This is a genomic window from Dyella jejuensis, from assembly GCF_044904675.1.
Taxonomy (GTDB): Bacteria; Pseudomonadota; Gammaproteobacteria; order Xanthomonadales; family Rhodanobacteraceae; genus Dyella_B; species Dyella_B jejuensis.
The window spans coordinates 42,588-61,261 of sequence record NZ_JADIKJ010000011.1 but is presented as its reverse complement, the minus strand read 5'-3'; the positions used below and the strand labels follow the sequence as shown (position 1 = coordinate 61,261).

The 18,674-nt window shown below is 63.6% G+C and carries 21 protein-coding genes; 7 read left to right on the top strand and 14 right to left on the bottom strand.

Going from position 1 to position 18,674, the window contains the following annotated elements; translation table 11 throughout:
• The first annotated feature begins 123 nt into the window (after window positions 1–123).
• Window positions 124–936, top strand: coding sequence for a c-type cytochrome (locus tag ISP15_RS10890; RefSeq protein ID WP_404547348.1), 813 nt, complete (start codon window positions 124–126; stop codon window positions 934–936).
• Window positions 937–944: 8 nt separating this feature from the next.
• On the opposite strand, the gene ISP15_RS10885 is transcribed toward ISP15_RS10890, so the two are convergent.
• The 4 genes from ISP15_RS10885 to ISP15_RS10870 all read right to left on the bottom strand — a co-directional run bounded on the left by ISP15_RS10885 (window position 945) and on the right by ISP15_RS10870 (window position 3,905).
• On the bottom strand, window positions 945–1,970 hold the full coding sequence (locus ISP15_RS10885; RefSeq protein ID WP_404547347.1) for an aminopeptidase: 1,026 nt from the start codon (window positions 1,968–1,970) through the stop codon (window positions 945–947).
• A gap of 81 nt (window positions 1,971–2,051) precedes the next feature.
• Window positions 2,052–2,390 (bottom strand): hypothetical protein, encoded by a 339-nt coding sequence (locus tag ISP15_RS10880; protein ID WP_404547345.1) that lies wholly within the window; start codon window positions 2,388–2,390, stop codon window positions 2,052–2,054.
• 140 nt (window positions 2,391–2,530) lie between these two features.
• Complete coding sequence (locus tag ISP15_RS10875; RefSeq protein WP_404547343.1) at window positions 2,531–3,217, bottom strand: hypothetical protein; 687 nt, start codon at window positions 3,215–3,217, stop codon at window positions 2,531–2,533.
• A 79-nt stretch (window positions 3,218–3,296) separates the two neighbouring features.
• Window positions 3,297–3,905 carry a rhomboid family intramembrane serine protease gene (locus ISP15_RS10870; RefSeq protein WP_404547342.1) on the bottom strand — a complete coding sequence of 203 codons (609 nt, stop codon included), beginning with the start codon at window positions 3,903–3,905 and terminating at the stop codon, window positions 3,297–3,299.
• 109 nt (window positions 3,906–4,014) lie between these two features.
• On the opposite strand from ISP15_RS10870, the gene ISP15_RS10865 reads away from it, so the two are divergent.
• Window positions 4,015–4,896 carry a PhzF family phenazine biosynthesis protein gene (locus ISP15_RS10865; protein WP_404547341.1) on the top strand — a complete coding sequence of 294 codons (882 nt, stop codon included), beginning with the start codon at window positions 4,015–4,017 and terminating at the stop codon, window positions 4,894–4,896.
• A gap of 49 nt (window positions 4,897–4,945) precedes the next feature.
• Window positions 4,946–5,407, top strand: coding sequence for a YaiI/YqxD family protein (locus ISP15_RS10860; protein WP_404547340.1), 462 nt, complete (start codon window positions 4,946–4,948; stop codon window positions 5,405–5,407).
• Between the two features lie 3 nt (window positions 5,408–5,410).
• Here the strand turns inward: ISP15_RS10860 and ISP15_RS10855 are convergent, their stop codons facing one another.
• Window positions 5,411–6,346, bottom strand: a complete 936-nt coding sequence (locus tag ISP15_RS10855) for an NAD(P)-dependent oxidoreductase (protein WP_404547338.1) — start codon at window positions 6,344–6,346, stop codon at window positions 5,411–5,413.
• A gap of 27 nt (window positions 6,347–6,373) precedes the next feature.
• Window positions 6,374–7,552, bottom strand: coding sequence for a BaiN/RdsA family NAD(P)/FAD-dependent oxidoreductase (locus tag ISP15_RS10850; protein ID WP_404547337.1), 1,179 nt, complete (start codon window positions 7,550–7,552; stop codon window positions 6,374–6,376).
• A gap of 94 nt (window positions 7,553–7,646) precedes the next feature.
• On the opposite strand from ISP15_RS10850, the gene ISP15_RS10845 reads away from it, so the two are divergent.
• Window positions 7,647–8,129 (top strand): YajQ family cyclic di-GMP-binding protein, encoded by a 483-nt coding sequence (locus tag ISP15_RS10845; RefSeq protein ID WP_404547335.1) that lies wholly within the window; start codon window positions 7,647–7,649, stop codon window positions 8,127–8,129.
• 37 nt (window positions 8,130–8,166) lie between these two features.
• Here ISP15_RS10845 and ISP15_RS10840 read toward each other — a convergent pair whose 3' ends face one another.
• From ISP15_RS10840 to ISP15_RS10830, 3 genes are all read right to left on the bottom strand, one after another.
• Window positions 8,167–8,856: a DUF1345 domain-containing protein gene (locus tag ISP15_RS10840; RefSeq protein WP_404547334.1), complete on the bottom strand. Its 690-nt coding sequence runs from the start codon at window positions 8,854–8,856 to the stop codon at window positions 8,167–8,169.
• A 33-nt stretch (window positions 8,857–8,889) separates the two neighbouring features.
• The gene (locus ISP15_RS10835; protein ID WP_404547333.1) at window positions 8,890–9,165 is read right to left on the bottom strand and encodes a GNAT family N-acetyltransferase; all 276 of its coding nucleotides are present in this window, start codon (window positions 9,163–9,165) and stop codon (window positions 8,890–8,892) included.
• 74 nt (window positions 9,166–9,239) lie between these two features.
• Window positions 9,240–10,316, bottom strand: a complete 1,077-nt coding sequence (locus ISP15_RS10830) for a 3-deoxy-7-phosphoheptulonate synthase (RefSeq protein ID WP_404547332.1) — start codon at window positions 10,314–10,316, stop codon at window positions 9,240–9,242.
• Window positions 10,317–10,578: 262 nt separating this feature from the next.
• Between ISP15_RS10830 and ISP15_RS10825 the strand changes: the two genes are divergently transcribed.
• Together ISP15_RS10825 and ISP15_RS10820 are read left to right on the top strand one after the other, a co-directional pair.
• Window positions 10,579–11,007 carry an FKBP-type peptidyl-prolyl cis-trans isomerase gene (locus ISP15_RS10825; protein WP_404547331.1) on the top strand — a complete coding sequence of 143 codons (429 nt, stop codon included), beginning with the start codon at window positions 10,579–10,581 and terminating at the stop codon, window positions 11,005–11,007.
• A 105-nt stretch (window positions 11,008–11,112) separates the two neighbouring features.
• Window positions 11,113–11,910 (top strand): SH3 domain-containing protein, encoded by a 798-nt coding sequence (locus ISP15_RS10820; RefSeq protein ID WP_404547329.1) that lies wholly within the window; start codon window positions 11,113–11,115, stop codon window positions 11,908–11,910.
• Between the two features lie 66 nt (window positions 11,911–11,976).
• Here the strand turns inward: ISP15_RS10820 and ISP15_RS10815 are convergent, their stop codons facing one another.
• Window positions 11,977–13,536: a protein adenylyltransferase SelO gene (locus ISP15_RS10815; protein ID WP_449757819.1), complete on the bottom strand. Its 1,560-nt coding sequence runs from the start codon at window positions 13,534–13,536 to the stop codon at window positions 11,977–11,979.
• Window positions 13,537–13,684: 148 nt separating this feature from the next.
• On the opposite strand from ISP15_RS10815, the gene ISP15_RS10810 reads away from it, so the two are divergent.
• Window positions 13,685–13,882, top strand: coding sequence for a hypothetical protein (locus ISP15_RS10810; protein ID WP_404547327.1), 198 nt, complete (start codon window positions 13,685–13,687; stop codon window positions 13,880–13,882).
• Between the two features lie 29 nt (window positions 13,883–13,911).
• Here ISP15_RS10810 and ISP15_RS10805 read toward each other — a convergent pair whose 3' ends face one another.
• The 4 genes from ISP15_RS10805 to ISP15_RS10790 form a co-directional block, all read right to left on the bottom strand.
• Entirely contained in the window at window positions 13,912–14,622 is a 711-nt protein-coding gene (locus ISP15_RS10805) for a pseudouridine synthase (protein ID WP_404547326.1), read from the bottom strand.
• Window positions 14,619–15,689, bottom strand: a complete 1,071-nt coding sequence (locus ISP15_RS10800; protein WP_404547325.1) for a class I SAM-dependent methyltransferase — start codon at window positions 15,687–15,689, stop codon at window positions 14,619–14,621. Before ISP15_RS10800 ends, ISP15_RS10805 begins: the two co-directional genes overlap by 4 nt.
• 115 nt (window positions 15,690–15,804) lie before the next feature.
• Window positions 15,805–17,802 (bottom strand): OPT family oligopeptide transporter, encoded by a 1,998-nt coding sequence (locus ISP15_RS10795; protein WP_404547324.1) that lies wholly within the window; start codon window positions 17,800–17,802, stop codon window positions 15,805–15,807.
• Window positions 17,803–17,989: 187 nt separating this feature from the next.
• Window positions 17,990–18,517: a hypothetical protein gene (locus tag ISP15_RS10790; RefSeq protein WP_404547323.1), complete on the bottom strand. Its 528-nt coding sequence runs from the start codon at window positions 18,515–18,517 to the stop codon at window positions 17,990–17,992.
• Window positions 18,518–18,674 lie beyond the last annotated feature (157 nt).

The window sequence follows — 18,674 nt, the reverse complement described above, 5'->3', positions numbered from 1 at the left end:
GCGGCAGGGGAAGTTCAAGGTGCCATTTGGATCGGTTCAGCTTATCGATAGCTTGCCGGCGCCGGCACCATACGGTTTTATCTGTACCATTTCCAAGTGCCTGTCACCACAAGGACTTTTGCCATGTGGCTTCGCCGCTTATGCCTGTCAGCGCTGTGCTTCGCCTTGCCTCTGCGCGCGGCCGAGCTGAATGTCGACGCTGGCCGTGGCGTGCATCTCTGGACCACCTCACAACTATTGGCGCGCCCGGACGTCCGGAACGTCACCATCCCCATCGATGTGGCGTTTCGCGGCACCATGACGTACCGCGCGGTTCCGCTACGCGCCCTGCTTCCGGGCCTGCAACGCGGAGATCGTTTGCAATTCGTGGCAGCTGACGGTTTTTCGATCGACATTCCTGCAGATACCATCCTCGACCAGGCAGGCGCGCAAGCATGGCTTGCCGTCGAGGACCCACGGCATCCATGGCCGCCGCTGCCCGATCACAAAGGCGACGCCGGCCCGTTCTACGTTGTGTGGACGAACCCGGCAGCAGCCGGCATCGGCACTGAGCAATGGCCTTACCAGTTGGTGCGCATCCGGCGCACGCAGAATATAGCCGCGCGCTTCCCCGCCACCGCTCCGGCCGTCGCGCTGCCCGCGGACAGCCCTGTCCGCCACGGTTACAAGGTTTTCCAGCGCACCTGCTTTGCCTGCCATACGCTCAACGGACAGGGCGACGCGCGCATGGGGCCGGACCTCAACATCCCGCATAGCCCCACCGAATACCTGAGCGACGCCATGTTGCGCGCCTTCATCCGCAATCCACAATCGCTGCGGCGCTGGCCGGAGGGAAAGATGTCCGGTTTTGCCACGCAGGAATCGTTGTCGGATGCGGATCTCGGTGCCCTGCTCGCTTATTTGCGCTATATGGCGCAGCACAAGGTCCGTCCCTGAAGCGACGCCTACTGCGGCTTCCCGGACATACTCAACAAGCTACGCAGGCCTGCTTCACGCTGTGCCCGAGGCGCCTTTCCCAGCGCACGGACGCGGGCATAGAAATCCGGCCATTGTCCATCGGCCTGCTTGAACAGCTCCGCGAACGCAGGCTCCCACTGGTCATACAGGCCGAAAGGCAACAGGGTGGCGTTGTTGATCGGACCTGATACCCACTTATCGTAGCGATGGTCGCCCGGCCAATATTTGTCGCGCCATGCGACGTAACGCGCGCGGAAGTCGGCGATGGCGCGCTGTTTGCCCGCTTCCATCGAAGGCTCATCACCGTCGCTGGCATACAGCTTTTTCAGCCGTCCACGCAGGTCCAGCACCAGTTGGGTAAAGCCATCATCCATGGCTTGATCGCGGTCATTTCCTTCGACCTCGCCGCGCGAGCGGTGCCATTCCCGAACGCCTTGGTCTTCCACAAACATCGCGTAGCTTTCGTTGAACGCGGTATCGCCTTTGACGTAGATAAGCTGATGGGCGAGCTCGTGGAAAATCGTACCGACCAGTTCGTCGTCATCCCAGCGCAGCATGCTGCTGAGGATGGGATCGGCAAACCAGCCGAGCGTGGAATACGCCGGAACCCCGCCGATGTAGACGTCTTTGCCCTGCGCTCGCAACTGTCGTGCACTGGCAAGGGCCTTTTTTTCATCGAACCAGCCGCGATAGGCCACGCATCCGGCGATGGGAAAACACTGCGGCACCGCATCGACCGAAAAACGCGGCGTGGCATAAACGTTCCACACTACATAGGGACGGTGCAGTTCGACGTAATAGGTGTAGCTGCGATTGTCCGGCAGTTTGAGCTGCGCGGTGGCGAATTGCCGCGCCTGCTGGGAAAGCCGCAGGCGGACAGCCAGCCTTGGATCGGTAGCCGGATTGGCGATCACCTTGCGCACCGAGCGGCGTTCAAGCAGCAGCGCGCTTTCACCGTGGGTCACGTGGGCGTAGTAACGCAAGTCGGCGCATGCGCCAAGCGCACAAGCCATCGCAATATAGCAAGCAAGCTGAGCACGGTGGAAAACAGTACGGAGTAAGGTCATCCCCGCATTTTGACTTAAGCGAGCGGGTCAGTGCGCGGGATGGCCGCCGCCTGACGAGCCGTGCGCTACGCCATGGCCGCCACCGCGCAAGCCGCCGCCTCGCCAATAACGACCACCGCCATGGCAGCATCCGCGATAGCCGCCGTAATAACCGTAATAACCGCCCCAATAGCCACCGTAATAGCCACCCCAAGGGTAATAGCCATACGGATCGCCGTAGATCACGGCCGGGCCGCTTCCATAGTAAGCATCGCCTGCGTAACCATTGCCCTGAACATAGCTGTAGCTAGGCACACAACCGGACAGTGCAACCAGAGAACCTGCCAGCATCAAGCCGGCAAGCAGGTATTTGACGGAATTATTCATGGCGGGGACTCCATGCGATCCACGCAACCACGTTATTCCTCGGGCAATAAATGGGCCGTGAGCGGGAATGGAAAAGGCCGGCTTGCGTTTAAATACAAGCCGGCCTTTTGCTACGCCAATCATGTCAATGGCGCGTTCGCTTAACTCTTTCCATTTTTAACTTGATCGCCGCGTGCATGCGGCACGTGATGCACATCGCTGAAATGATTGTCATGGTTCGGCGCGCCATCGTTGCCGACATGCGGCACGGAGGTGGCGCCAGGCCAGGTCGGACCTTGCTTGATGCGCTCCTGCTTGGCTTGCAGCAGGGCCTGGATATGCGCAACAGCTTCTTCCGGGCTGATATGAGCCGGGGCGGATGGTTCGGCCACCACCGGCTTTTTCGGCGGCCTCGCCACCTTTTTCGCCACCGGCTTTGCCTGCGGCGCAGGCGTGGCAGCGGATGAACGAGAAGCGTTTCTGGCCGGCGCCTTCTTGGTCGGCGCCGCCTTGCCTGTGGCCTTCTTGCTGGCTTTCTTGGCGGCCTTTCTGGTGACCTTGCCGGTCGCGGCTTTCGTGGACGGCGTAGCCGTCTTACGCGCGGCCGCCTTCTTTACCGCCTTGCCTGCGACCTTCTTGCCTACGGCCGTGGCGGCGTTCTTTCTAACTACTGCTTTTTTTGCCGTCTTGCGCGCTGCCTTCTTTGCCACCTTTCTGCCGACTGCAGCTTTTTTAACGGCTTTTTTTACAGCTCCCTTGCCAGCCGGCTTGTTCCTGGCCTGGCTTGCGCTTCGGGTTGCCTTGCGGGCCGCGGACTTCTTCGCGGCAGACTTGCGGGTCGTTGCCATGCGTGCGTACTCCGGCGGTGATCGTTGACGAGGTTTAATTAGAGCATTTCTGGATGTACGCGCAATGAGCAAGTTCAACTCATATGCCCGGCTGCGATAACGCAGCCAGGAAATGCGGCAGCACAGCAGGATTAATCAACACGGTGAACAGCACCCCGTAACCGGCGCCCCACAAGTGGGCGCTATGGTTGATATTGCCCTGCCCGCGCTGGTCCATGTAGATCGAATAACCCACGTAGAGCACCGCGTAAATGATCGCCGGCACCGGCACGAACCACACCAGGATCCGCGTCCACGGCGCAAGCATGACGTAGCCGAACAATACCCCCGACACCGCGCCGGACGCCCCCAGGCTGTGGTAATTGTTGTTGCGGCGGTTCTTCAGGTACGTGGGCAGAATCGAAACGATCAGCCCGCCGAGGTAGAACAGGCCAAAGCCGAACGCACCCAGCGTCTGGTTGTAGAACGGCTCCATCACGCGACCGAAAAAGAACAGCGTCATCATGTTGAACAACAGGTGCATCGGATCGGCGTGGATCAATCCATAGGTGACCAGCCGGTAATATTCGCGCTTACGCTCGATCGCGGGCGGCCACAGGATCAGGTCGTCGATCAGGCGCCGATTATTGAACGCCATGAAGGAGACGATGCAGGTGGCGGCGAGGATGATGAGCAGCGTAATCGGCATATGACGAATCCGACAATTGTTTGGAATTTCTCCATCTTGACGTTCACGAGCCAAGTTGTCGACGGCTAGAATGCGCGATCAAGCCACGTCCGCATCGCCGCCGAGCCGTATGAACCCAATCCGCTATATGCACCTGGACGTCTTCGCCGCGAGTCCCGGCGGCGGCAACCACCTGGGTGTCGTCACCGACGCCGCCGGTTGGAGCGATGCGCACATGCAGCGCTTTGCGCGCTGGACCAATCTGGTCGAAACCACCTTTTTGTTGCCGCCGGGCGATTCGAAAGCCAGTTATCGCGTGCGCATCTTTACGCCGCAAAAGGAAATCGCCTTTGCCGGCCATCCCAGCATCGGCAGCGCGCACGCCGTCCTCGAATGCGGGCTGGCTACGCCAAAGGACGGCCTGCTCTGGCAGGAATGCGGCGCTGGCGTATTGCCGATCCGCGTGGAAGAAAGCAATGCCCAGCGCCGGCTCTTGCTGCAATCACCCGAAGCGCGCGTAGTGAAGACCGGATTGCATGCCCATCCTTTGCTCGCGGCCACGCTCGATGGCATTGACTTGGGCAAGTTGCCGCCCGCGCTAGTGGATGGCGGCCGGCGCTGGTGGCTGGCCGAGTGCGTGGACGAGGCCAGTCTGCGGGCGTGGCGTCCAGACCACAGCGCCATCGGCGCGCTGGCCGTCGCCAGCGGCAGCATGGGCCTGTGTGCGTTCGCCCGCAGCACCCATCCGGACTACCACCTGGTGGTGCGCGCTTTCCCATCGGGTGTTGGCATCGTCGAAGATCCTGCCTCGGGCGCCGCCAACGGCCTGATCGCGGCCTACCTGACCCAGGCCGAACCGCATGGGCCGCTGGCATCAGGCTACGCGGTAAGCCAGGGGCGCGAGATGGGCCATGATGCCTTGCTGATCGCGCATATCGTCGACGGCACGATCTGGATCGGCGGATACACCAACACAGTGATCGACGGCACCTTGCGCTGGAACGGCGAATGAGCCGGCCCTGCCCCTGGTACCCACGTTGCCGCGCCGGCCGGCAATTGCCATGAGCGAGCCAGCGCGCATCTGGGTGGATGCCGATGCCTGTCCGGTGGCGATCAAGGAAATACTCTTTCGCGCCGCTCAACGCACGCAGGTGCACGTGACCCTGGTGGCGAATCATGCGCTGCGCACGCCACCTTCGTCCTACATCCGCGGCATCCAGGTGCCCGGCGGCTTTGATGTGGCGGACAATGAAATCGCACGCCAGGTCATGCCCGGCGATCTGGTGGTGACGCAAGACATTCCGCTGGCCGCCGCCGTGATCGAAAAGGGTGCGCTGGCGGTCCATCCGCGCGGCGAACTCTATACGCCCGATACCATCCGACAGCGCCTGAGCATGCGCAACTTCATGGAAGAACTGCGCGGCACCGGCGTGGATACCGGCGGTCCGGCCGCCCTGCATCCGCGCGACAAGCAGGCCTTTGCCAATCAGCTCGATCGCTGGCTGGCGCAGCTTCCGCGCTGACCGCTAATCGCTGCCGCGCCGATCCAGGTTGGCACGTCGCACGGACACCCTGGCGAGGGCGGAAAGATCCATGCCTTCGGCGCCATCGGCCAATGCTTCGAGCAAGCTATCGCGCAGCACGCCCGCCAGCGGCAGCGGCACGCGCTCGGCGTGTCCGGCTTCTTGCGCAAGCATCACGTCCTTCAGGCCAAGCGGCAAGGCAAATCCCGGCGGGGTGAAGCGATGATCCGCGATCGATTTTCCATAGCCCTGATAGACCGGCGAAGCAAACAGGGTGCTGGTCATCAGCTCAATGAAATCGGCCGTACCGACCCCATAGGCGCGTGCCAGCACCGACGCTTCGGCCATGCTTTCGATCGCCGTGACGATCATGAAATTACCCGCCAGCTTCACCACGTTGGCGCGCTCGGGCAGCTCGCCCATGGGCCAGAGCTTCGCGGCCATCGCCTCCAGCAAAGGCCTGGCCTTCTCGATCGCATTGGCGACGCCGGCGACCAGGATGTTGAGTTTCCCCGCGGCGGCGACATCGGGCCGGCCGAATACCGGCGCCGACACATAGCCAAGGTTGCGCCTGGCGTGCTCCTCGGCCAGTTGCCGGGCGAGCGCCACGGAGATGGTGGCATGGTTGACGTGCACCGTGCCGGGATCCATCGCGTCGAGCAGGCCGCCGTCGATGAACACCTCGCGCACGGCCTGGTCGTTCGCCAGCATGCTATGCAGCACATCGCCCTGCACCGCGCGATCCGGCGTGCGCGCCACCTTGGCGCCCAGCGAGGCGAGCTTTTCGGTCGCCGCTTCGGATCTGTTCCACACGGTGACACTGTGCCCGGCCGCGACCAGATTGCTCGCCATGGCACTGCCCATCGCACCCAGTCCGATAAAGCCGACTTTCATGATGGTCTCCCGTTGTACCGTTGCATGTGGTGGCCAGTTCACCATGGTGGATGTTCACCGCAGGCGAACGCATCAAGCGGCCTCGCCTGCCGCATGCCCGGACGCCCACGCCCACTGGAAGTTATAGCCGCCCAGCCAGCCGGTTACATCCACGACTTCGCCGATGAAATACAACCCTGGCACCTGCTTCGATTGCATGGTGGCGGACGAGAGCCCATCCGTGTCCACGCCGCCCAGCGTGACCTCGGCCGTGCGATAGCCTTCGGTGCCGCTGGCCACGATCGGCCAATCGTGCAATCGCGCCGCCATGTCGCGCAGCTCGGCATCGCGGTACTGGCGCATCGGCTTGCTGGATAGCCAGCGCTCGCACAAGCGCTGCGCGAGGCGTTTGGGCAGAAGATCGCCCAGGACATTGCGCAACTCGGCCGCCGGCCGCGCGGCGCGCTGGACGAGCAGCCACTGGCCCAGGTCCTGCTCGGGCGAAAGATCGATACGCAGATCGTCGCCGGGTTGCCAGTAGGAGGAAATCTGCAAGACCGACGGGCCGCTGATGCCGCGATGAGTAAACAACAGGCCCGCGCGAAAAGCCTGCTTGCCTACCTTCGCTGCGGCAACCGGCAACGCAACGCCGGCGAGGTCCTGGTAATGCTCCTGGTGCTTGCCGCTCAGGGTCAGCGGCACCAAGCCGGCGCGCGTGGCAAGCACGTTGTGCCCGAACTGGCGCGCCAGCTCGTAGCCAAAGCCCGTGGCCCCCATGCTGGGAATCGACAAGCCGCCACTGGCGACCACCACCGAATCGGCATGGATCTCGCCCTTCACCGTCGAGACGGCAAAGCTCTCGCCGCTCTTGCGTACCTGCCGGATGCCGCAACCGGTTTCGACACGCACCTTCGCCGCCGCGCATTCGTCCAATAGCATGCGCACGATCAGCTTGGACGATTCGTCGCAGAACAATTGGCCCTGTTCTTTTTCGTGATAGGCGATGCGGTGCCTTTCCACCAGCGCGATGAAATCGGCCGGCGTATATCGCGCCAGCGCGGACTTGGCGAAATGCGGATTGGCCGACAGGTATTGCGCGGGCGTCACGCCCAGATTGGTGAAATTGCAGCGCCCGCCGCCGGACATCAGGATTTTCTTGCCGGGCTTGTTGGCATGGTCGAGTACCAGCACCTGCCGTCCGCGCCGGCCGGCCGTGATGGCGCACATCAATCCCGCAGCCCCCGCGCCAATCACCAGGACATCCACTTTCACGCCATCACCGCCGCAGGGTCGTAGCTGCACATCGGTGCATTATCCAACACTCGCATGGCTTAAACTTGCGATCTTCCCGCTACGGACCGCCACCATGCCTTCCTTTGACGTGATTTCCGAAGTCGACAAGCACGAGCTTACCAACGCGGTCGACCAGGCCAACCGTGAACTCGCCAATCGTTTCGACTTCAAGGGCACCGATGCAAAGTTCGAGCTGGACAAATTCGTGATCACGCAAAGCGCCCCCAGCGAATTCCAGTTGCAACAAATGATGGATATCCTGCGCGGCCGCCTGGCGGCGCGACAGATCGACACCCGCGCGCTCGATATCGCCGATCCGGAAGTCAACCTGGCCGGTGCACGGCAGAAGATCACGGTGAAACAGGGCATCGAGCAGCCGGTCGCCAAGAAGCTGATCGCTACCTTGAAGGCGGCCAAGCTGAAAGTGGAAGCGCAGATCAACGGCGACAAGCTGCGCGTGACCGGCAAGAAGCGCGACGACCTGCAGCTGGCGATCGCGGCATTGCGCAAGGCCGAGGTGGAATTGCCACTGCAATTCGACAACTTCCGCGACTGACTGGCTGCCACTTCGCCCAACGCAAACCTTTTCGCGCCTACGCCAATCCTGCGGCAATATTGACGCTGATGGCGATGATGAACACATTGAAAAAGAACGCCACCACGCTATGCAGCAGCGCGGTGCGGCGCAGGGTCTGGCTGGTGATCTGCACGTCCGATACCTGAAAACACATGCCGATCACGAAGGCGAAATACACGAAGTCCCAGTAATCCGGCTGCCGCGTGCCCGGAAATTCCAGGCCTTCGTGCTGTTGTCCAAAATCGCCGTAATAGCCATGCGCATAGTGCAAGGCATACATCGTGTTCATGAATAGCCATGACAGCACGATACTGAGCGCGGCTATGCTCAATGCAGTAGCGCCGCCGTGCCTGGCGGCATGCAATTCGGTCGACAAGGCCACCAGCACCACGCTGGAAAGCGCTACCGCCACCCACAGCGTTGCGCGCCGTCCGGTGTCTTGCATCCGTGCACGCCGCGCCATGTGCTCGGCACCGGCACGCACGAACATGCGCGCCAGCGTGCCCAGGTAAAGCAAGGCGCCCAGGTCGAAGCTGAGCAGCAGCGCCGAAGCCGGTTTGACGCCGGCGATCGTCAACAATACGCACGCTGCCACGAATACGATGCTGGCAGTCACCAGCCACGGTCGCGCACGCACGAAACGCACCGGCGCCCATCGCCGCCGGCCGGCGGTGGTCGCCGGCTTACCGTTGGTATGCGGGCTCATGGCCGCTCCCGTATTCTGGACCGACGATGAAGCTCATGCGCGCAGCCCGGCATAGTCCGGGTGACGTTCCAGCCAGATGCGTGCATAGCTGCAGGCCGGCACCACTTTCCAGCCTTCCTTGCGCGCCGTCTCGAAGGCTGCGCGCACCAGTTCGCTGGCAATGCCGCGACCACCTACTTCGCCGGGCACGCCGGTGTGCGTAATGGTCATCACGTGGTCTTGCAGGCGGTAATCGAGTTCGCAGGTAAAACCGTCCACGTTCGTTTCGAAGCGGTGTGCCGTGGCTAGATGCCGGATGTCCAGAGCCATGATGCTTTCTGCCCAGTTGTTGAAGAGTGCCCGCTGACGAGGCAAGCATAAGACCATGGACTCCCAGGCGCGCGCTATGCCGGTGTCGCCTGCACCCTTCGTTCCCGGCGCACGCGCACTGCCTTGGCCAAACGTTCCAGCACTTGCACCGTGGTATCCCAGCCGATGCAGCCGTCGGTGATGCTTTGGCCATAGATCAGCTGGCGATCCGGCACGAGCTCCTGCCGTCCCGCGACCAGGTGGCTTTCCACCATCACGCCCTGGATGCGTGTTTCGCCCGCTTCCAGTTGCGCGGCGATATCAGCCACCACGTGCGGCTGGCGCTCAGGCTGCTTGCCGCTGTTGGCGTGGCTGGCATCGATCATCAGGCGCTCGGCCACGCCCGCCTGGGCCAGTACACCGCAAGCACTCGCCACACTGGCGGCGTCATAGTTGGGCTGCTTGCCGCCGCGCAGGATCACATGGCAATCCTCGTTGCCGCACGTGGCCGCGATCGCATTGCGGCCACCCTTGGTCACCGCCATGAAATGATGCGGCCGGGCGGCGGCCAATACCGCGTCCACTGCGATCTTGATGTTGCCATCCGTGCCGTTCTTGAAACCCACCGGACAGGAAAGGCCGGAAGCCAGTTCGCGATGTGACTGGCTTTCAGTGGTGCGTGCCCCGATCGCGCCCCACGCCACCAGGTCGGCGATGTATTGCGGCGTGATCAAGTCGAGGAATTCGCAGCCGGCCGGCAAGCCGAGCGCGTTGATGTCGCACAGCAGGCGGCGGGCCAGGCGCAGGCCCTTGTCGATGTGATAGCTCCCGTCGAGGTCGGGATCGTTGATCAGGCCTTTCCAGCCCACGGTGGTGCGCGGCTTTTCGAAATACACGCGCATCACGATTTCCAGCGCATCGGCATGGCGCGCACGCTCCGCGGCAAGGCGACGGGCGTATTCCATCGCGGCAACCGGATCGTGGATCGAGCAGGGGCCGATCACCACGGCCAGGCGATCATCCTTGCCGTGCAGGATGCGATGCAGCGCCTGGCGGGCGTCGGCGACAGTGGCAAGGGCGGGTGGGCTGGGCTGGCTGTCGAGCATCACCTCGGCGGGCGTGGCGAGTTCCTTGATCTCGCGTATGCGCAGGTCATCGGTCGAACGGGTCATGAAAATAAACTCCTGGTCTGGTTCCCGGCGGCCATAAAAAAAGCCGCCAGGGAGGCTGGCGGCTTTTCGAGGAAAGTGGGTGATCTTGCTAGTTACGATCGCGCACCATGCTCCGCCGCCGGCTTCGGATAGCCATAAAACCAGAAGCAATAGCGGCGGGAGACAGTGGTCATGGTGCTAGTGATACCACATTGCATTGCACGAGCAAACTGCCGCCACGTACGTAGAATGGGCGCGCGCATCCTCAATTCCGGAGTTTTCCATGCATCGTCCGCTTGCCTTCCTCGCTACCGCCATGCTTGCACTAGGCGTGTTCGCACCGCCGCCCGCCCATGCCGACGACGTGCCCAAGCTGGTGGTGACGGATCAGAAAGTGGGGACCGGCAGCGAGGCACGGGACGATTCGGAGGTGCGCATCAACTACACCGGTTGGCTGTACGACGCCAAGGCGCCCGATCATCACGGCGCGAAGTTCGACAGCTCCTACGACAGCGGCCGCCCACTGGCCTTCACCCTCGGTGCGGACGAAGTGATCCCCGGCATGGAGAGCGGCGTGAGAGGCATGCGGGTGGGCGGCAAACGCACCGTCATCATGCCCTCCAGCCTGGGTTACGGCCGGCGTGGCGCCGGCGACGACATTCCGCCGAACAGTGCGCTGGTATTCGACATCGAGCTGCTGGAAGTGCATTGAGCTGCGCGGACGGCGGCATGTTTTTTCCGCCGGATTGTTCCATGATGGCCCGGCATTGGTTCCTGACGTCGTAAGTCCCCATCGCCCAAGCTGGAGGATTGCCCGATGAAATGCATGCCGTGGTCCCTGGTGGCCGCCCTGATGATGATCGTGCCCGCCGCGGCGTTCGCCGCGGATGGTTACTTGGTCGCCGACGTGAATATGCGCGCCGGCCCGGATACCGAATATCCAGCGCTGCTGGTCCTGCCATCGGGCACGCCCGTTTCCGTGCAAGGTTGCACGGCTGGATGGGAATGGTGCGATGTCATCACCGGCCCCAACCGGGGCTGGGTGGCTGGCACCTATATCGAGTACGAGTACAACAACCAACCGGTGTACGTGGCCGATTACGGCGCGCAGATAGGCATTCCGATTGTCTCGTTCGCGATCGCTTCGTATTGGGGACGCTATTACACCAATCGCCCGTTCTATCGCGATCGCGCGCGCTGGTATGGACGGCCCATTCCGATCCGCCCGCCGGCACGGCCGCCGCATCCGATCCGTCCACCAGGAGGCCATCGTCCGCAGCCGCCGGGCGGTGGCCATCGCCCGCCACCGGGCGGCAACCGGCCACAACCACCAGGCGGCAACCGTCCCAGGCCGCCGGGCGGAAATCGTCCCCAGCCGCCAGGGAATGGCCATCGCCCGCCACCGGGCGGGAACCGTCCACAGCCGCCAGCTGGCAATCGCCCGCAGCCGCCAGGGACTGGCAATCGCCCGCAGCCGCCGGCTGGTAATCGTCCACCGCCCCCTGGCGGCGGTAACCGTCCTCAGCCGGGTCAAGGCAACCGGCCCGCAGAACGCGCCCGTCCCGCGCCGCGGCCTGAGCCGAAGCAGGGCAATAACGGGAATAACGGCGGTTGACGGCTGGTGGGAGCGGGATGGCAAGGTTCGAAGGAGTGCCTTGCCATCCCGCCACGGACCGGCTCTTTAAGAGCTGCAAGAAAGCATCGAACAGCCCGCCCGGGTCTTCGCCCACTCGGGCCGCTTGCGTGCAAAGCGCTCGCGTCCGGGCTGTTCGTCATACGGATGCCGCAGCACGTCGAGCAAGCTGTTGATGCCTTCGCCATCGCCCTGCGCCGCCTGGTCGATCGCCTCCTGCGCAAGATAATTGCGCAGCACGTATAGCGGATTGGCAGCGTGCATGCGCTGCCGACGCTGCGCCGGTGAGAGCGGGTCCTCGCGCAGGCGAGCCGCATAGTCGTCAAGCCAGCGCAGGAAATCGGCCTGGGCGGTGTCGAGCTTGGCGGCGTCGTAGAACGCATGTCGCAGCGTTGCCAGTTGCGGCGCGTGCGGATCGATGTCGCTCAATGCGCGGAAGAACAAGGTCATGTCCACTTCCGCCTGTTGTAGCAACCCATGCAAGGTTTCCATGCGCGCGCGATCGTCATCGCGGCATTCGGAAAAACCAAGCTTGGCCGCTGTGTCATGGCGATCCTGCCGGGCATATTGCGCTGTGTAACGGTCCAGGCCAGCCTGCAGCGGGGCGATATCGCCGAACAACGGCGAAAGCGCTGCGGCCAGGCGGCTGAGGTTCCACCACGCCACGTTCGGCTGTTGCCCGAAACGGTAACGGCGACGCATGGCGTCGGTGGTATTGGGCGTCCAATCCAGATCGAAATCATCGATCCATCCGTAGGGACCATAGTCGATGGTAAGACCCAGGATCGACATGTTGTCGGTGTTCATCACGCCGTGCACGAAACCCACGCGCATCCAGTGCGCGATCATGCGCGCCGTTCGCACGCAGACCTCGCCGAACCAGTCGCCATAGCGCGTTTCATCGCTGCCATGCAGATGCGGGAAATCACGACGGATGGTGAAATCGGCGAGGCGACGCAGCAACTCGACGTCGCCACGCGATGCCGGCAGTTCGAAATGCCCGAAGCGCAGGAACGAAGGCGCCACGCGGCAGACGACCGCGCCCGGTTCATCCTGTGGATGGCCGTCGTAGAACATGTCGCGCTCGACCGTTTCACCGGTCGCTACCAGGCTTAACGCGCGCGTGGTCGGCACACCCAGATGATGCATGGCTTCGCTGCACAGAAATTCGCGGACCGAAGAACGCAATACCGCTCGCCCATCCGCCCCGCGCGAGTAGGGAGTCATGCCCGCTCCCTTCAATTGCAATTCCAACCGTTCCCCTTGTGCGGTCAGCACTTCGCCCAGCGAGATGGCGCGCCCGTCACCCAGCTGGCCAGCCCATGTGCCGAACTGGTGTCCACCATAATTGGACGCCCATGGCTCCATACCCTCGGCAATCTTGTTGCCGCCAAACATCTGGGCAAAAAGCGGACTGGCGAGATCCGTATCGGTCAGGCCAAGGGCTTGCGCCATCTCCCGCGACCATGCCACCGTGCGCGGCGCCGCCACCGGGCTGGGATCGACGCGCGAATACAGCGCACCCCGTACTTGCCGCGTGCCTTGGCCGTGGTCCGGATCGCCCGGCAAGTCGCGGATGAAAGCATTGTCGAATCGCAGCGAAGTCAAGGGCATGGAGCGGATATCGGGTAGATGGCGGCTAACGCAAGATGGTCGTCACAATAAAGATAAACATTCACGCCAGCTATACATTCGCCGGGAAAGCTTGCTAAAGTCTGCTCGCGGCTACGCAGGGGTAGCCGGTGGAGTAAACAACATGCACATGCTTCTCGCTCGTTCCGCCATGGTGCGCGGAATGCAGCTGGTAGCAGGGATGCTTTCAGTCTTAGCCATGCAGGACGCCAGGCCAGAAACCATTGCCTCGGAGTTCAAGCTGGTCTCCTGGGCCTCCAATGTCCATTCCCGTCGCGAAGACGAACTGGCACGTATTCGGCAAACCCAGGCAGAGCCATAACAAAACCATGATGTAGCGCCGGCAACCCGTTACGGGTTCGCCGGCTCGAAGATCTGCGCCACGTCATCCGCACCGAGTTGACGCCACGCACCGGCCTGCAGGCCACGCAATTGCAGACCGCCGATCGCCGTGCGCTGCAAGCTCTCGACGTGGTTGCCGGTGGCGGCGAACATGCGGCGCACCTGGTGATAACGGCCTTCGTGGATGTGAAGCCGTGCATGACGCGGCGCCAGTACATCCAGCAGCGCCGGCAGCAGCGGCGTGCTCTCCGAGTCGAGCATCAAGCTTCCGCTGGCGAACAATGGCTGCTCGTCGCCCCGAAGGTCCTGCGCGAGCGTGGCTTCATAGACTTTGGCGATATTTGCGCGCGGCGAAATGATCCGATGCAGCAACGCGCCGTCATCGGTAAACAAAAGCAGGCCTGACGTATCGCGATCCAACCGTCCGACCGTGGACAGTGCGGGGGTGCGCGCGCGGTAACGCGGCGGCAACAGGTCGTACACGACGCGACCGGGATCCTTGCGCGAGCACGTCACGCCCAGCGGCTTATGCATCATCAGCACCAACCCGGCGGGTGGATCAAGCGGTTCGCCGTCGATGCGGATAGCGGCATGTTCGACCTTGTCGTCGGCATACAGCACCTCGCCGTCGGCGTCGGTAATACGCCCCTCGCGGAACATCCACGCGACATCCTTGCGGCTGCCGTAGCCGAGATTCGCAATCAGCCTGACCAGCCTCATCCGCGCACGCCCCTGGCCTCGATCACCTTGAAACCCTCCTGCACCACCACGTTGCGCGTCTGCTCGAAATACGCGGCAAGCGTCGCCTCGTAAGGCAAGTGACGATTTGCCACCAGCCATAGACGGCCCGGTGGAACCAGCGCCTTCGCCGCCTGCGCGATGAAAGCGCGACCGAGATCGGGCAGGTCCGCCCTGCCCTGGTGGAATGGCGGATTGCTGACGATCGCGTCATAACGCCGTTCCACGCCCACGGTAACGTCATGCCAATGCAGTTCGCAGGCCAACTCGCGGCCGCTTTCGCGCAGCGTGCGTTCCAGGTTGAGCCGTGCCGGCTCGATCGCACGCGACTCGGCTTCGTATAGGTCGAGCGCGGTAACGTGCGGACAGCGCGCGATGAGCTGCGTCGCCAGATAACCGTAGCCCGCACCGAAATCGGCGACACGGCCATGCAAATCATCGGGTATATGCGCGGCGAGCAACGCGGAGGCCGCATCCACCCGGTCCCAGGCGAACAAGCCGGGACGGCTCAGGTAGCCAGCCGCGTTAGGCTGCGGATGGTCGAGCGCCAACCATGTCTCGAGCAGCGACGGGTTGCACGTGGATGCCCGCGACGCGGCCCAGAACACGCGGCATTTGTGTTTGGAAAGATGGCTCACCGTACCCAGCAGCGCCGCCAGGTCCGCCTCGGCGGATTTGGCGCCTTCCGCATTCGGCACACATGCCAGCACGATGCCGTCCTCTTCCGCATGTCGCGCCGCGCGGGCAAACAGGGCGCGTGCTTCATCGCGCTGACGCGGCGGCAGTACCAGCACCAGCTTGAAGCGCGCCGCGGCTGTCGCCTCGCCGACATGGAAGCCGCTGCGCGCCAGCGCGTCGGCAAACGGCCGCAGGCTCTGCTCGCACAACCAGCCCGGTCGCGCGATTTCGCGCAAGCGATAACCGTCGCGCGCCCGCAGAAACAGCACGTTGCCGTCCGCGGGCAAGTCCAGCAGGCCTGCTGTAAAAGGCAGGAATAATGCATCCAGCACCGCGTCGGGGGTGGATGCGTGGACACCGACCGTCGTCAAGGCAGATTGATCCGGGAATTGGGCAGTGCCTATTGTACGCATCGGCCGCGGCTCCTCTCCGCGTGGAGAGGGGCCGCGCACGAAACATGCGTCAGCTATCGCCGCGGCGTGCCAATCAGCTGCGCTGTCCGAGCCGGCTGATCCAGCGGTACATCGCAAAGGTCACCAACGCGAATGCAAGCCCGCCAATCCAGATCGAGGCGTTCTGGAAGCTGTCGCCCACCAGCGCCAGCGGCGCCGGCTTGCCGGAGAACACCACGATCGCGGCCACCACCACGCCGATGATGCTCTCGCCGACAATCAAGCCGGAGGCGAGCAGCACGCCCAGCTGCTTGGTGGCTTCAGCCTTCGGCGTGCGCTCCGCGCGCTTGTCGAAATACCAGCCGACGATGGCGCCGACCACGATCATCAGCGTGGTGGAAGTGGGCAGGTAGATACCCAGGCCGACCGCCAGCGGCGGCAGGCGCACGGACTTGGTCAAGCGGCCGAGCAGCGCATCCAGGATGATCAGCCCGACGCCGATGAGGGCGCCGGTGCTGATCAGGCTCCAGTCGATATTGTTCTGGATCACACCCTGCGCCAGCGCCGAAATCAGCCCCGCCTGCGGCGCAGGCAACGCATGCGCGGGATCGACGCCGGGCGCGCCGAGGAACCCATACGCTTTGTTGAGCAGGTCCAGCACCGGCGGAATCACGATCGCGCCGGCGATCACGCCGATCACCAGCGCCACCTGCTGCCGCCACGGCGTGGCATCGACCAGCTGGCCGGTTTTCAGGTCCTGCAGGTTGTTGTTGGCGATCGCGGCCACCGCGAACACCACCGAGGTGATGAACAACGCGAAGGCCACCAGCGCCTTGCCCGAATCGGCCGGCAGGCTGGATTTCACGCCAGCCACCAACAGCAGCGCGGCAATGATCACCACCAGGATGCCGATGCCCGATAGCGGACTGTTGGACGAGCCGATCAGGCCCGCCATGTAGCCGCAAACCGTCGACACCAGGAAGCTGAGGATCAGCACGAACAGCACACCGCCGATCACCAGCAGCGCCGCATGCGAAGCGAGACCGCTGATGACGCTGAAGTGACCCAGCAGCCAGGCGATCGGCAGCATGCATAGCAGCACGATCAGGCCGACAAGGCCGATCGGCATGTCCTGTTCGGTGCGCGGCAGCGTGTCGCCCTTGCCGGCCTTGCGCACGCGCGAAGCGGCCATCGCGGAATTGAGGCCGCTCACCACCGGCTTGACCAGCTTGGCCAGCGTCCAGATCGCCGCCACGCCGATCGTGCCGGCGCCGACGAAACGCACGTAATGGCTCCACGCCGCCTGTGCCACGTCGGCGGCATCCCCCGCCGCCGGATGCAGCATGGTGAAATGCGGCACCGCCCAGCCCCAGCCGATCGCCGCGCCGAGCAGCATGGCGATGCCTACCCACAAGCCCACCAGGTGCCCCACCGCGAACAGCGCGAAGGAAAGCGAGAAGTCGTAGCCGCTGGCTGCGCCGCGATCGCCGATGCGGAAATATTGCGCCACGTCGCTGGCGAAGAGCTTGGTTTCCACGATGACGTAGAACACCGCCGACACGATCGAGCCGACCACTACCGCCATCAGTCCGCTGCTGCCGCCTTCGACCGCCGCTGAATCGGACGCCTCTACCACCTCGCCCGAGCCTACCTTCAATACTTCCGCGCACGCCACGCCTTCGGGATACGGCAGGTCCGAATCGGTGACCAGCGCGCGGCGCAGCGGAATGGTGTACATCACGCCAAGGATGCCGCCCGCCGCGCAGATGCCGAACGACATCCAGAACGGAAACCCGGTCCACCAGCCGACGATGATCAGGCCCGGCAGCACGAAGATGATCGACGAGAGCGTGCCGGCCGCCGAGGCGACCGTCTGCACGATATTGTTTTCCTGGATCGTCGCATTCTTCATCGCGCGCAGGATGGCCATCGAGATCACCGCCGCCGGAATCGAGGTGGCGAACGTCAGGCCGGCCTTCAGGCCGAAGAACACGTTGGCCGCCGTGAACACAAGCGTGATCACGATGCCTATGACCAGGCCGCGGAAGGTGAGTTCGGCGCGTGGCGCGCCGGGTCCAGGTACTGCGTTCACGGGCGGTTCTCCCCAAACTGTCCAGCTGACAAGATAGCGTGGATCGTGGGGACGATGTTGGCTGGCGCGCCACACCCGGCGTAGGACTTTTGCGGTCTTTGCCCACGGCGCGAGATCGCCATCGCATGGTCATGACGGCACAGCCAGGACAACGCCGCGATGGCGGCGCCGGCCCGTGGCGAAACGCTCAGCGCTGGGCGTGCCCGATCGTGCGCAGATCCGCGCGCAACTGTTCGGCGATGGCATCGGCGCCCTCGGACAGCAACGCCGGCACCGCCTGCGCATAGGCCTGGTCGTCCGCTGCGGCGGCAGCGGTGGAAACCTGCGCCTTGTAATCGTGGTTGGCGTCAAACCCGCGCGCCCACACCGAGCAATGGAGCGCCAGGTCCATCGAGACATGGCCCGGCGCCTTGTCCTGATCCACCCGCATCACCGCGGTCAGCGCGGAACAAGTCACGACCAGGTCCTGGAAATAACTGGACTGCAACCGTGCGCCCAACTGCGACTGCAAGGCCACCGAAGTATCCGGCGATGGCTCGAGGATCAGCTTGTGATCCAGGCCGCGCACGTCGAGTTTGTTCGCGCCGCCGGTCACGCTCAGCCATGGCGCCGTGCCCGGCTTCACCAGATTGCCGACCGCTGCGGGCATGCGCACATCCTGGCCGCCGCACGCACCAAGCAGCGCCGCGGCGCCGATCACCATCAAACGTTTCATTGGATTCCCCTTCTTTAACGGCCTCGAATCTAATGCAGCGCAGCAATAGCATCAACGTCCCGCTGCAAGGGTTGCGACCCAGTTCGCCACCCATGCCTTTGGGCACGGTGCCGGCGGTGCAGGCTTGGGTACGCTTGCGGTCTGTATGTCCGAAGGA